Genomic DNA, 14,028 nt, shown 5'->3' with positions numbered 1-14,028 from the left:
TAGTGGGTAACTGCTAGCTATTTCTTTGCAAAAAGCTGGATTAGGATTAAATTATGAAAAAGGGAAAAGCAGAAGCGTGTATGGAATTTTGTTTTTTTCTTATCCTGTTATCCGTTTATATGCATGGAATAGGAAAGCTGTTCGGACCAATCCGTTTTCCAGATGAATTCGGGTATTGGAGTCATGGGGCCAGGCTGCTGGGGTATGACTGGAATGCGGTTTCAGGCATCCATCCATATTATTCTTTTGGATATGGGATGCTTATGGCGCCACTGCTTAAATGGTGTTCCAATCCTGTTGTTTTGTACAGAATAGCTGTAAGTATAAATTTCATACTGATGGTCTGGTGTTATGTGATTCTAAAAAAAATTTTGGGAATCCTGTTTCATGCCCCTGTATGCCCCTTCATGACCTTGTTTTCAGGACTGGCCGTTCTCTACTCGTCTTTTATGGTATATGCGCAGACAACGCTGCCAGAAATCCTTCTTGTATTGCTGTACCTTCTGCTTATTGTCTCAGTCCTGATGTTTTTCCAAAAGCCAAGCGCCTATTACATGGGAGCAATGGCAGCAATATCTGCCGGCCTGTATTTTGTACACATGAGAACTCTTGGAATTGGAATAGCGCTATGGTTGGTATTGGTTTGGGAAGCGATAAGGAATAAAGAAATACGTGCTTATGTACTGACAGGAGCATTGGCCTATGGAATTCTTATTATTGCAGGGGTGGGATATAAGAACAGCTATATGGACGAGATTTATAATGTGTCAGGAGGTTCACTGGCAGCCTTAAATGATTTTAGCGGCCAGATTGAAAAGCTGGGAAAACTGACAACTGTTAAGGGGATGGCTGATTTCATCTGTTCCTTAGGCGGTAAGCTGTTTTATTTGGGAAGTGCTACTGGAGGTTTGTTTTACTGGGGAATAATGTCTGTATATTCCATGACTGCCTGCGGTATAAGGCATAAAATGGCTGCTGCGCGTTTTATTTTGCTGTCAGCATTGTTTACCCTTGGCATAGTGTCTCTGTTCATGATTGATACTCCACGTGCGGATGGTGTCATATACGGGCGTTACAGCGAGATACTTCTTCCAATCCTTATCGGAACAGGACTGACGGCAATGGTTCATAGCCCGGGTCTGTGGAAAGGGAGCTTTGGAATCATATGTTTCCAAAGCGTTATGATGTATCTTGTCAATTGGAAGATCAGTTCATCTGGCGCCTATGGAATTTACAGGCATTCTATTCCGGCTGTGGCGTACGCCCTGGAATTTTCGTCAAACAGAGTGTTTGCCTTTACTAAAAATGTATATCTGGGAGGAGTGTTTTTTGGATTAACCATGGCCGGTGTGCTGTGGATCGTGAGACGCAGAGAACGGTTTCTGTACTTGGCTTTCGTATGGGCTGTGATTCAATGGGGGCTGGGAATGGATGTATGCAGCCGGATGAATTACAAATATAACAGGGATAATTATCAGGACATCATTATTGCAGAGCAAATAAAAGACATGGCTGGAGAATATGAAAGGATTGTTTTTCTATATTCAGATGGTTACGGATATGTGGACCTGCTTCAATTCTGTCTGAAAGAGATACCTGTTCACGTATTAAAGGAACAGTATGGAAGCATAAGGGCTGTGACACAGCAAGATATTGTGGTTACCAGCAGATGGGATATCTTTTCAAAGGAATTAGGTCAGACATATGGGATGAAAAGGGAGTCCGCCCATTTTGAAGTGTATTACATTGAGAAATAAGAAAAATACGATGGGATAAATTTATGAAGCTAATCATTCAGATGCCTTGTTATAACGAGGCGGAAACATTAAACATTGCATTGGACGCATTGCCTGGGAAACTTGAGGGAATAGATTGTATCGAATACCTAATCATAAATGACGGAAGCAGGGATGCTACCCTTCAGGTGGCCAGGCAGTGGGGCGTAAACTATGTTGTGAATTTCAAGCAAAATAAAGGCCTTGCGAAAGGCTTTATGGCTGGGATAGATGGATGTCTCAGCAAAGGGGCAGATATTATCGTGAATACAGATGCTGATAACCAGTATTGCGCAGAGGATATCAGCAAACTGATAGAGCCTATTCTTCGGGGAGAGGCCGATATTGTGGTGGGAGCAAGACCCATTGATAAAACAGAACATTTTTCCCCTGTTAAGAAAAAGCTGCAGCATTTTGGAAGCTGGGTAGTGAGGAAAGCTTCCAATACTCAGATTCCAGATGCCCCCAGTGGATTTCGGGCATACAGCAGGGAAGCGGCCATGAGGATGAATGTAGTTAATGACTATACATATACGTTGGAGACCATTGTACAGGCCGGCAGGGAAAAGATACCGATGACAAGCGTACCTGTAAGGACCAACGGAGAACTGCGTCCCTCCAGGCTGTTTAACAGCATATGGGGGTATGTAAAAAAATCCATGATTACAATCATCAGGGCTTATATGATGTACAAGCCGTTAAAATGTTTTACATTTTTGTGCATTCCCCCCATATTAACCGGTGCAATGATTGGAATCCGTTTTTTGGTTTTCTATTTTCAGGGTGCGGGAACCGGACATGTGCAGTCCCTGATTTTAGCATGTACGTTAATCATAATTGGATTCCTCACACTGATGATGGGACTTTTAGGAGATGTACTTGCATCCAACAAGAAGTTGTTGGAGGACACCCAATATCATGTCAGGCGGATTGAATATGATATCTTAAGAAGCAAAAGAGAAATAAAGGAACACAGTGAAGGAACAGGAGAAGCAGAGGGGGATGCCCATGAATGATGATAGGAAACGAGTTGTTCTCATTGGCCCTGTTTATCCGTATAAAGGCGGAATTTCACATTACACCAGTCTTATGTGCCGTGCCCTTTCTGGAAATTACCAGGTTGAAATGGTGTCCTACCGGCTGCAGTATCCCCGATTCCTTTTTCGGAAGGAACAGAAGGATTACAGCAATGACAGTTTCAAAATAAAAGGGACCAAATACTGGATTCACACGGCTGCTCCCTGGAATTGGATTGAGTGCAGCAAAAAAATCAAACAGCTAAAGCCGGATCTGATTATCATTCAATGGTGGCATCCATATTTTACCCCCTGTTATTTGGCGTTGGCCTGGCTGTTAAAAAGGTGCAGAATACTGTTTGTGTGTCATAATGTATTACCCCATGAACATTTCCCGGGAGACAGATTCTTAACCCAAATAGTACTGTCCAGAGGAAACGGATTCATCGTCCAATCAAAAAAGGATGCAGCGGATTTACTTCAGATGATTCCGGATGCCCTGTATAAGCAGACAGTCCATCCCACTTATAATGCGTTCAAATTCAGTAATCTTACCAGGGAAGAAAGCAGAAAACGGCTGGGTATTGATAACAGGGATAAAGTGCTGCTGTTCTTTGGTTTCATAAGGGAATATAAAGGTCTGAAGCATCTTATAAGAGCGTTGCCCGCCGTGGTTGAATCGTGTGAACGGGTAAAGCTGTTGATTGTGGGGGATTTTGGCAGTGACAGGGAAAGCTATTTGGAGTTGATTGATGAAAACTCCATGGCAGACTATATAAGAATATGTGATGGTTACATACCTGACCAGGAGGTTGAACCATACTTTTCAGCCTGTGATTTAGTTATCCTGCCTTATGAAAGCGCCACACAGAGCGGAATCGTGCAGATTGCCTTCGGATTTGAAAAACCAGTGGTGGTTACCAATGTGGGCGGGCTGCCTGACGTGGTCCAGGATGGAAAAACCGGATACGTGGTGGAAGCTGGGAACCATGCAGAATTGGCAGAGGCGGTAATCCGCTATTTTAAAGAAGGAAGAGCGGAAGAATTCACGGAAAATGTACGAAAAGACGCGTACCGGTTTTCCTGGGACAGAATGGTTGAGACGGTGGACAAGCTGGACAAAATGATAGATGGAGGTACGCCAGGATGCGTTTACTAGTTACAGGGGCAACTGGATTCATAGGGAAACATCTCACAGAAGCGCTGCTGATAAATGGGAATGAAGTGGTATGTGTAACCAGAAAGAAAATTTCCGATGAAGAGTTTTCAAAACCAGTGGAGAATATCATCTGTGACTTGCAGGAGATTGAAACTATAGATGACCAGATGCAGGGAATAGATGTGGTAATACATGTGGCGGCTCAATTAGGGCATTATGGGATACCTTATGAATACTACTACAAGGTAAATTGTCTTGCCACAATAAAATTAGCTGAACTGGCCATTAAGCATAAAGTTAAACAGTTCATTTTCTGCAGCACGCCATTTGTCACCGGTTTGGAAGGACGGAATGTAGCGGAAGACGCCCCCTATCATCCCACTAACCCCTACAGTGAAACGAAAATGCTTGCGGAACAGGAGATTATACAAAGATGCAGGAATAAGATACCATATACAATTTTGAGGCCTTGCTTTGTTTATGGAGCAGGTGACGTGAGAAGAACTGTTCTATACAGAAACATTAAAAAGAAGAGGTTTGTTCTGACTACAAATGGAAAAGCGTACCTTCATCCTACTTATGTGTCTGATATTGTTGATGGGTTCATACTGTCTGTCCTGAATGAAAATGCGTATAATGAAATCTTCAATTTAGGCGCAGAACAAGACTGTACAGCCAGGGAATATCTGGAGTGTATTGCTAAACATACAGGAAGCAGTCTGATCCATATGAATATAGGATATACATTGTCTGTATGTCTGGCAAATGTGATTGATGGAATATCAAAGGTTATGTTTAAAAAAGCTGGTTTTGTTAATAAAGGCAGAATCGACTTTCTGGCAAAGGACCATTCCTGTGATATCGGCAAGGCATGCAGGGTATTGGGATACGCACCTCAAATTAATCTGGATACCGGAATCAGGCTGTCAGTTGAATGGGCAAAGGATAAGGGATATTTATAACAGGAGGCGGACATGGAAAAAGAGGTGTTTGGCGTAATATATGAACGGTTTTCCGTGGGACGGAAACTCTCTTCATTTGGAGAGAGGCATGATATAAAGACAGTGCTGGAAATGCCGGCTCACGGAGCTAAGGCAATGCCATCTGTATATTCATTGGGATTTGGAACGTGTGCACAAAAGATTACACTGGTTAACGGCAATCCAAAGTATATATCTGAGTGGAAAAAGATTGGCGCGGCTCACAAAATAGAATGGGTTCATGAAGAGGATATTCTGCAAAGCTCCTTTCAGGACAAATCCTATGATTTTGTATGGAATTTCGCATACCTTCCTGCCTGTCCTGACCCGGATAAGCTGATTGAGGAAATGAAACGCATCAGTAAAAAATATGTGGCTGTGTTTTCGGTTAATGCGGGAAATGTTGGTTTCCCAATCCACAGGCTTGTACATAAGAAAACAGGGATTCCATGGACACATGGGGATATTAGGTACAATAAGCGCAGATTTATAAGAAAAAGGTTAGAGGAACATGGACTGACAATCGTGGAAACCGGTTTTGTGGACTGCCCGGTGTGGCCGGATTCTCTGGGATTTCGGGATGTGAGACTGCACAGGATGAATGTGGATTTTAATACAATGGATTGGGAATCGCCCTATACCCAGATGCTGGCGCAGGGCAGATTTCCTCTTTGGATAAAACTGGTCTATCTTGCAGAAAAGCTGCCCATGCCAAAGATGATAAAATCAATCCATTCTCATATTAACTATACCATTGCGAAAGTTGAGAAATAAATGAAAAAACAAGACTTATTTTTTATATTAGGGCCTGAATTAATTTCATACAGATTAAACCGTTGGTTTGGCTATAAAGATTTCCAACCCATAACATTGACCTATTCAGTAACAGCAGCATGTCAGTCAAAATGTAAAACATGCCAGATTGGAGCAATGTTCTGTCAGGATCCATCCAGGGCCCAAAAGGATTTGAGACCGGATGAGATTGAAAGGATATTTAAGAATATGAAGCCGGTTTATTTTTTCAATATGAGCGGCGGAGAGCCGTTTCTCAGACCGGATTTGCCGGAAATTGTGGAACTGGCATGTAAATATATAAAGCCAAGGGTAGTACATACTCCTACCAATGGAATTATGACTGAAAGAATCACAGAGCATACGGAAAAAATCATTAAAATTGTCCGGCAGTATGATAAAACCGTGCCCGTGACAGTCAAACCCTCCATTGATGGGGTGGGAAAACTGCACGATGAAATCCGTGGTGTGGAGGGGAATTTTAACCGGCTTTTAAAGACAATTGAATCACTTAAAAGATTAGAAGAGCGCTATGATAATTTTCATTTGGAATTAGGCACCGTTGTATCCAATTTTAATATTGACTATCTGGATGAAATAGAGGATTTTGTCCATGGGCTGGGTGTGGAGAGTTACCGAAATGAAGTGGCGGAATGCCGCACAGAGTTTTTTAACCTGGGAGACAATATAACCCCGCCGGCGGAGGCTTATCAGAAGCTTATTAAGGAGTTTGCAAGAAAGGTAGAAGACAATATTGGGTCAAAGAAGTCATTGGCCAAGACAACGGAAGCCCTGCGTGTGGTTTATTATGAAATTGCAGGAAAGATATTAGAAACAGGAAAACAGGTTATTCCATGTTATGCGGGAGTTTCCAATGTTCATATCAATTATGATGGAGGCGTGTGGCCATGCTGCGTTCTTGGATATGAGCAGGAGATGGGAAATCTGAGGGATTATGGGTATGATTTCCAGAAATTATGGCATTCCCCCAGGGCTGAAGAGGTGAGAGCCTATATAAAATCCGAAAACTGCGCCTGCCCATTAGCCAACCAGGGTTATTCCAATATTCTGATGCATGTACCTTCCCTGGTGAAAGCAGGCAGGAAGATGCTTAAGTTTAGCCGCAAATGAAAGGAGGGAGGAGGAATGAGCAAAAAGGTCATAAAAGCAATGGGAACCGCAGTGACCGTTTTTTCTGTATTCTTCCTTATCAGGAAGCTGTGTTCCTTTAATCTGAAGGCGGAACAGATTCTGGAAACCGTCAGACTGGGGTATCTGATGCTTTTGAGCTTACTGTTTGCGGTACATATGGTAATACTGGGAGTTCCCTGGAAATGCATCACGGAATATGTAACCGGGATTAAGATACCGTATCCCCTGGTAGCATTTGTTATATGTAAGGCAAATCTGTACAAATACCTGCCAGGAAATGTGTTTCAATATGTTGGACGGAATGAAATGGCTGTGAGACAGAATATCAGCCATGGAAAGGTGGCATTGTCAACATTCGGGGATATTCTGATGAATCTGGTATCTGTGGCCCTGCTGTCCATGATGCTTTGCAGAAGCGGGCTCAGGGACATATGGTTATATTATAATCTTGAACAGCACCTTTGGGTACTATGCCTTGGAGGCGGTATCCTAATCCTGCTTGCAGCCGCCGCTGGTATTATTGGTATACGGACTCGCGGGAAGAAAGGATACGGCCGGGAGTTATTGTTCGGAAAGAAAGTGATGAAAGAAATAGTTCCCAGAGGCATGTTCTGTATGGCCTATTATTTTTTCCTGGGTATTTATACAGGTCTTATGTTTTACTTCATTGTAGCTGTAGTATTGGGGGAGAATGTATCAGTATCACAGGTTCCGCTGCTTATGGGAGGATATCTGTTTGGATGGGCTGTGGGGTTTGTGATACCGGGAGCTCCGGGGGGTATAGGTGTAAGGGAAGCTGTCACGGTTGTGATTTTATCAGCCTCGTTTGAACAGAAGATAATACTGGAAGCAATTCTGCTTTATCGGTTTGTGAATGTGTTAGGGGATATAGGAGGGTTTTTGATGGCGGATATCATTTACACATTATCAGCGAAAATACAATAATAAAGGAAGTACCCATGCTTAAGAGAAAAATTAATATAAGAAAATACAGGTATGAGATTTTTTTGTATGCCGCATTTGTTTTAATAAACAGTATTCCATGCTTTTTCCTGACTGTGCCTGTTTTTTGCGATGGACTGAACACAATCGCGGTATCGGCTTATATGAGCGGCTCTGATTGGCACAGATATCTGTATGCAGACGGGTATTATTACAAATATGGTATGACAGTTTTATATCTGCCATTATTTTACCTGTTTTGTTCCCCGGTTGTGCTGTACCGGGCCATGCTGCTGTTGAATGTTTTAGCTGCAGGGGCAGTTCCTGTCATTGCATATAAGATAGCCGTGGATTATCTGAATATACGGAAAAAAGAAAACGCACTTCTTATAGCAGGCGTAACCGCCTTTTTGCCGGCGCTAACACTGAATATAAAATACACATGGGCGGAGACCGTTCTTCTGGTCTCACCTTGGATGATACTCCTTCTTCTGCTGAGAATCCACGAAGACGGGGATGCCGGGAAACAGGTAAGGGACAGCATCTTAATTGCGTGTTCCTCCGTATTTGCGTACATGGCGCATCAAAGAGGCATTGTGGTGGTTCTGGCCACGTTTTTGACAGTTATATATATACGTTTTGTTCGGAAAAAGGCAAATCTGAGAATTGGGTTTTATTTGGTTACAGCTATGGTTTTGCTGATTGCTGACAGGTTCATGGACCGGCTGGTAAAACAGTATGTGTTCAATGCGGATGTGAACACGGCAAACAGTACATTTTCCCTTTGGGATGCTAACATGTGGGACAGGCTGCTGTCCTTTACCGGGCTTCAAACCATAATAAAGATCATATACGGCTGGCTATTTAATGTGTTTACCGGCAGCGGCGGTCTGGTTTGTCTGGGTCTATGTGTCATCTTGGTCTGCTTTTTCAGATACGGGTCCGGTGAAAAGAGATATTACATACATTTAATCAGTGTATTTTCCCTTTTATGCTTTGTTGGTGCATTTGCCTTGGGAGGCATTTTTTTCTTCTCCGATATTTATCTGTATTATACCGGAGAAATGGTTAGAAGATGCGACAAGCTTATTTATGGAAGATATCTGGAGTCCTCCATATTGATACCTGTGTTTATGGGCATGTATTTTTTGCTGGAGAAGGGCTTTCTTTTCATAAAGCGCAGAAGATATATCTTTTTAATCATGGTATCTGTATATTTGTTTTTTCTTGTTAATATTGCTGGCAGGATTAATGGGGTGGTCACATGGCCCCAAAATACAATGACTATCAATATATTCAGTAATCTGGCCCAGTGCAGACATGGGTACAGCGCCATCCGTAACCTGGCGCAGGGCCTGGCTGCCTATGGGGCATTGGCCGTTGTAATTCTTGTGTCAATATTAATATTCCATAAAAAGCAGAGAATGGTTTGTACGGGGGTGATAGCTGTTTTTATTTCAATCTTTGTTTGGAGTTCCTATAACGTGATTTACCGAATGGACAAATATGAGATGGAGAACATGGAAATGACAAGGAACCTGGTAAAAGGTCTTGAACAGCTTCCAGAGGATTACAAAGTAATTTTTCTGGATGATGAGATTACCAGGAGCTCCTATCAGTATATGTTCCGTGATTACTATATTGTGACAGGCAGGGATGATAACCGGACACATATAAAAGATATGATAATAGTTTCACCCAAAGGACTGGTAAATAGGGAGTTGGACCAAGGAGACTATTTTGAATTAGTGGATATGGAAACAGAAAGCCCGGATTACCATTTGTATATAAAGGGGCGCGGCATGAATCAATGGATGAACCAAAATGGAATCCAGACAAAACAGCTGTCCTGTTTTTGGAACAGGCGGCCTGAGGGCGTTTATGGGAGCAGACCATGAAGGATGTACAACTACGTTTACAGAATCCTGAAAGTGCAGCTAAAGAGTTATTAAGGAGAGTATGCTTATGAATATTGCAGTTGCAGGGTTGGGATATGTTGGCCTGGCCAATGCTGTTCTTTTAGCACAACATCATAAGGTCACAGGTGTGGACATCGTGAAGGACAAGGCCGAATTAATAAACAATGGCTGTTCACCGATTGAGGACAGGGAATTGGAGGAATACCTTAAAAAAGGAAATTTGGACCTTAAGGCCACGACAGATGGAGAATCGGCTTATAAAGATGCTGAGTATGTAATTATCAGCACGCCTACCAATTATGATCCGGTAAAAAACTATTTTGATACTTCTACAGTGGAGAGTGCCGTATGCCAGGTCAAGGCTGTAAATCCAAATGCGATGATTGTTATCAAGTCAACGGTTCCTGTGGGTTATACAGAGGAAATTCGTAAAAAGCTGAATTACAGAAATATCATGTTTTCACCCGAGTTTTTAAGAGAAGGAAAAGCCTTATATGACAATTTATACCCTTCCAGAATTATTGTGGGAACAGAGTTAAATGACAGAGTACTGCTGAACAAAGCGCGGCTGTTTGCGAATATGTTGGAAAACGGGGCCCGGAAGAAAGAGATTCCAGTGCTTCTGACCGACAGTACGGAAGCGGAAGCAGTGAAGCTGTTTGCCAATACATATCTGGCTCTGCGGATTTCATTTTTCAATGAACTGGACACCTATGGGGAGGCAAGGAATTTAAATACCAGGCAGATCATTGAAGGTGTATGCCTCGACCCAAGAATAGGGAATCATTATAACAATCCCTCCTTTGGATACGGCGGATATTGTCTGCCCAAGGATACAAAGCAGCTTCTGGCGAATTATAAAGATATTCCGGAACAGTTAATAAGGGCGATTGTGGAATCCAACCGCATACGAAAGGACTTTGTAGCCCAGAGGATAGTGGAAAGGGTGGGGAACAAAGTGCATGAATCAGGGGGGTGCACGGTAGGGATTTTCCGCCTCACCATGAAAGCAGGCTCGGATAACTTCCGTCAATCGTCCATACAAGGTGTCATGCGCCGTCTTAAAGCACATGGGATAAGGATGATTGTGTATGAACCTGCATTAAAAGAGAATCAGTTCTGTGACTGTCCGGTAGAGAAATCATTGGAGGATTTTAAGGAAAAAACCCATATTATCATAGCGAACCGATACAGTGATGAATTGTCTGATGTGATGGGAAAGGTTTATACAAGGGATATTTATTACAGGGATTGAAATTCGGCTATTGTGCTGCGGGAATGAAGAGACGTCAAAATGAATTGTTTTGGTGTCTCTTTTTTGGTTGCAGAAAGGAGAAAGCTGCTAATACATAACCCGTAAAACGGTATCTGATATTATCTTTCTTATTCAACAGCTTTGTACTGTTCCCCTTAAAAAGAATTGCTGATATTGGCTTTTTGCTATATCGCCTTCTTTAAGTCTTCGGCTCTTTGCTACTCTTCCTTTCTCTTAGCTTCCGTGATGTGGAAAAACTCCATCACCGTATCCAACAGGGCATCCAAAATAATCTGCATGGACTGGCTGAATGTTAGTGGTTCCAGCAGAGGACTATTTTTAGAATTGCTGGCAGGCAAAGATTAACTTTAACTTTAATATCAGAATAAAAAAGGCGCAAGAAAAAGAACAAATGTTCACACTTGCGCCTATACTTTTTTCTTCAGCTATGTTATAATTTTGGTGACCTTTGGTATTACTAATTTCACTATAGCTTATATGGTGTTGCGGTGTCAATAAAATAGCATTTTGGTGACCTTCATTCGTAAAATGGCTAAAGTTCGTCTATTAGGCAGAGCAAAGTGGTCTTCCTTTACGAATTTTTGCCTAATAGGCGAACTTTTTAAGTGGTCACCAAGGAAGGAAAAAACGAAAATGGAGTTCAAACTACACTCAGAATACCAGCCGCAGGCGATTGAAGCCCTTGTAAATGGCTTCCAAGAAGGCAACCAATTCCAGACTTTACTAGGGGTTCGGCATCTTGTATCATATGAGGAGAAAGGGGATATATGAATTTTTTTGATATTGCTCATGAAGATTTATTTCGGCCGTTGACAGGAATTAATAAACGCCGCTATATGGACATTTTGAACCTTATATGGGAACGTTGTCGGCGTATGCCCATGTATGAGAAAGCAAATTCAAACAGACATAAAAGAACTGCAGGAAGAAGGCAAACTTGAAAGGAAAGGTTCTAACAGGAAAGGACGCTGGATTATAAAACATGTTGATTAGATAACAGAGGAGTAAATCATGGATCATTTCGAATTAATATCCGAATACGCCCCCACCGGCGACCAGCCTCAGGCCATCGCCGAGCTGGTCAAAGGTTTTCGGGAAGGCAACCAATTTCAGACCTTGCTGGGCGTCACCGGCTCCGGCAAGACCTTCACGATGGCGAATGTCATCCAGGCGTTAAACAAGCCGACGCTGATTATCGCTCATAATAAGACATTGGCGGCGCAGCTTTACAGCGAATTTAAGGAGTTTTTTCCGAATAACGCTGTGGAATATTTTGTATCCTACTACGACTACTACCAACCCGAAGCCTACGTCCCATCCACGGACACCTACATTGAAAAGGATTCTTCTATTAATGATGAGATAGACAAGCTGCGCCATTCCGCCACCGCCGCCCTGTCCGAACGGGAGGATGTGATTATCGTGGCTTCCGTATCCTGTATCTACGGACTGGGCAGCCCTATTGATTATAAGGAGATGGTCATTTCACTGAGACCCGGTATGATTAAGGACAGGGATGAGGTCATTCACAAGCTCATTGACATCCAGTATGACCGGAATGATATGGACTTTAAGCGGGGAACCTTCCGGGTACGGGGGGATGTACTGGATATTTATCCGGCGTACTCCGATGGGGTGGCCTACCGGGTGGAATTCTTTGGGGACGAGGTGGATCGGATATCGGAAATTGATACGCTGACCGATGAAACCAAAGCTCAGCTGGGCCATGTGGCTATTTTCCCGGCATCCCATTATGTGGTGCCAAAGGAAAAGATGATGGAAGCGACAGAGAACATCCTGGCAGAGCTGGAGGAGCGTGTCACATTCTTTAAGAGTGAGGATAAGCTTCTGGAGGCCCAGCGCATATCGGAACGGACTAACTTTGATGTGGAGATGATGCGTGAGACCGGATTTTGTTCGGGCATTGAGAATTATTCCCGGCATCTGACCGGAGGCCTGCCCGGGGAACCTCCCTGTACACTGCTTGACTACTTCCCGGAAGATTTCCTGATTATTGTGGACGAGTCTCACATAACCCTTCCGCAGGTGCGCGGAATGTATGCCGGCGACCGGTCCAGAAAGACCACGCTGGTGGATTTTGGGTTCCGCCTTCCATCTGCCCTGGATAACAGACCTCTGGCGTTTCCTGAGTTTGAGTCTAAAATCAATCAGATGATGTTTGTTTCCGCGACTCCGTCCGTCTATGAGGCAGAGCATGAGCTTATGAGGGTGGAACAAATCATACGTCCCACTGGACTTTTGGATCCGGAGATATCGGTGCGGCCTGTGGAGGGCCAGATTGACGACCTGGTTTCTGAAGTAAACAAGGAAGTGGCGGCCCGTCACAAGGTGCTTATCACCACTCTGACAAAACGGATGGCAGAGGACCTGACCGACTATATGAGAGAGATAGGCATCCGCGTAAAATATCTTCACTCAGATATCGATACACTGGAACGGGCTGAAATCATCCGGGATATGCGTATGGATGTGTTCGATGTCCTGGTGGGCATAAACCTGCTGCGGGAAGGACTGGATATACCGGAAATCACACTGGTGGCTATTCTGGATGCTGATAAGGAGGGTTTCCTGCGTTCGGAGACATCCCTGATCCAGACCATTGGCCGTGCTGCCCGCAACAGCGAAGGCCATGTAATCATGTATGCGGACAAGGTGACAGACTCCATGGCTGTGGCTATCGAGGAGACCAATCGAAGGCGCCGGATACAGCAGAAGTACAACGAGGAACATGGAATCACCCCCACCACCATCAAGAAGGCTGTCAGGGATTTGATTGCCATATCCAAGGCTGTGAATGCAGATGACAAGCACTTTAAGAAGGATCCGGAGTCCATGGACGAGAAGGAATTAAAGAAGCTGTCAAAGGAACTGGAGAAGAAGATGCACCAGGCTGCTGCGGAGCTGAATTTCGAGGAAGCGGCAAGACTGCGTGACAGAATGATAGAAATCAAGAAAATGCTGCAAGATATGTAATTTTCTGTAACTCATGGAACATT

At 43.4% G+C, this 14,028-nt stretch carries 10 protein-coding genes and 1 pseudogene; all 11 read left to right on the top strand.

What is annotated here, in order from left to right:
- Positions 1-53: 53 nt before the first annotated feature.
- The 11 genes and pseudogenes from G614_RS0115880 to uvrB all read left to right on the top strand — a co-directional run bounded on the left by G614_RS0115880 (position 54) and on the right by uvrB (position 14,005).
- Positions 54-1,757, top strand: a complete 1,704-nt coding sequence (locus tag G614_RS0115880) for a hypothetical protein (RefSeq protein ID WP_242828107.1) — start codon at positions 54-56, stop codon at positions 1,755-1,757.
- Positions 1,758-1,780: 23 nt separating this feature from the next.
- Positions 1,781-2,791, top strand: a complete 1,011-nt coding sequence (locus G614_RS0115875; protein ID WP_027642745.1) for a glycosyltransferase family 2 protein — start codon at positions 1,781-1,783, stop codon at positions 2,789-2,791.
- Positions 2,784-3,950 (top strand): glycosyltransferase family 4 protein, encoded by a 1,167-nt coding sequence (locus G614_RS0115870; RefSeq protein WP_044917981.1) that lies wholly within the window; start codon positions 2,784-2,786, stop codon positions 3,948-3,950. The genes G614_RS0115875 and G614_RS0115870 overlap by 8 nt, the downstream gene beginning before the upstream one ends.
- Positions 3,938-4,912 carry an NAD-dependent epimerase/dehydratase family protein gene (locus G614_RS0115865; RefSeq protein WP_027642743.1) on the top strand — a complete coding sequence of 325 codons (975 nt, stop codon included), beginning with the start codon at positions 3,938-3,940 and terminating at the stop codon, positions 4,910-4,912. Before G614_RS0115870 ends, G614_RS0115865 begins: the two co-directional genes overlap by 13 nt.
- 12 nt (positions 4,913-4,924) lie before the next feature.
- Positions 4,925-5,704: a methyltransferase domain-containing protein gene (locus G614_RS0115860; RefSeq protein ID WP_027642742.1), complete on the top strand. Its 780-nt coding sequence runs from the start codon at positions 4,925-4,927 to the stop codon at positions 5,702-5,704.
- Positions 5,705-6,853 (top strand): radical SAM protein, encoded by a 1,149-nt coding sequence (locus tag G614_RS0115855; protein ID WP_027642741.1) that lies wholly within the window; start codon positions 5,705-5,707, stop codon positions 6,851-6,853.
- 15 nt (positions 6,854-6,868) lie between these two features.
- A complete protein-coding gene (locus tag G614_RS0115850; RefSeq protein ID WP_027642740.1) occupies positions 6,869-7,819 on the top strand; it encodes a hypothetical protein in 951 nt (316 codons plus the stop codon).
- 14 nt (positions 7,820-7,833) lie between these two features.
- Entirely contained in the window at positions 7,834-9,714 is a 1,881-nt protein-coding gene (locus G614_RS27665; protein WP_044917974.1) for a hypothetical protein, read from the top strand.
- A gap of 67 nt (positions 9,715-9,781) precedes the next feature.
- Positions 9,782-10,990, top strand: coding sequence for a nucleotide sugar dehydrogenase (locus G614_RS0115840; RefSeq protein ID WP_027642739.1), 1,209 nt, complete (start codon positions 9,782-9,784; stop codon positions 10,988-10,990).
- Positions 10,991-11,644: 654 nt separating this feature from the next.
- A pseudogene (locus tag G614_RS35055) lies at positions 11,645-11,743 on the top strand (excinuclease ABC subunit B); the annotation flags it as partial.
- Positions 11,744-12,022: 279 nt separating this feature from the next.
- The gene (gene uvrB / locus G614_RS0115820; RefSeq protein ID WP_027642738.1) at positions 12,023-14,005 is read left to right on the top strand and encodes an excinuclease ABC subunit UvrB; all 1,983 of its coding nucleotides are present in this window, start codon (positions 12,023-12,025) and stop codon (positions 14,003-14,005) included.
- Positions 14,006-14,028 lie beyond the last annotated feature (23 nt).

Source organism: [Clostridium] clostridioforme AGR2157 (assembly GCF_000424325.1).
GTDB classification, from domain to species: domain Bacteria; phylum Bacillota; class Clostridia; order Lachnospirales; family Lachnospiraceae; genus Enterocloster; species Enterocloster clostridioformis_A.
This window is presented reverse-complemented; position numbering and strand designations above follow the sequence as displayed.

Bases quoted from the DNA above. Each gene is read 5' to 3' on its own strand.
- G614_RS0115880 (WP_242828107.1), top strand. From the start codon at position 54: ATGAAAAAGGGAAAAGCAGAAGCGTGTATGGAATTTTGTTTTTTTCTT.
- G614_RS0115860 (WP_027642742.1), top strand. From the start codon at position 4,925: ATGGAAAAAGAGGTGTTTGGCGTAATATATGAACGGTTTTCCGTGGGA.
- G614_RS0115870 (WP_044917981.1), top strand. From the start codon at position 2,784: ATGAATGATGATAGGAAACGAGTTGTTCTCATTGGCCCTGTTTATCCG.
- uvrB (WP_027642738.1), top strand. From the start codon at position 12,023: ATGGATCATTTCGAATTAATATCCGAATACGCCCCCACCGGCGACCAG.
- G614_RS0115855 (WP_027642741.1), top strand. From the start codon at position 5,705: ATGAAAAAACAAGACTTATTTTTTATATTAGGGCCTGAATTAATTTCA.
- G614_RS0115865 (WP_027642743.1), top strand. From the start codon at position 3,938: ATGCGTTTACTAGTTACAGGGGCAACTGGATTCATAGGGAAACATCTC.
- G614_RS27665 (WP_044917974.1), top strand. From the start codon at position 7,834: ATGCTTAAGAGAAAAATTAATATAAGAAAATACAGGTATGAGATTTTT.
- G614_RS0115840 (WP_027642739.1), top strand. From the start codon at position 9,782: ATGAATATTGCAGTTGCAGGGTTGGGATATGTTGGCCTGGCCAATGCT.
- G614_RS0115850 (WP_027642740.1), top strand. From the start codon at position 6,869: ATGAGCAAAAAGGTCATAAAAGCAATGGGAACCGCAGTGACCGTTTTT.
- G614_RS0115875 (WP_027642745.1), top strand. From the start codon at position 1,781: ATGAAGCTAATCATTCAGATGCCTTGTTATAACGAGGCGGAAACATTA.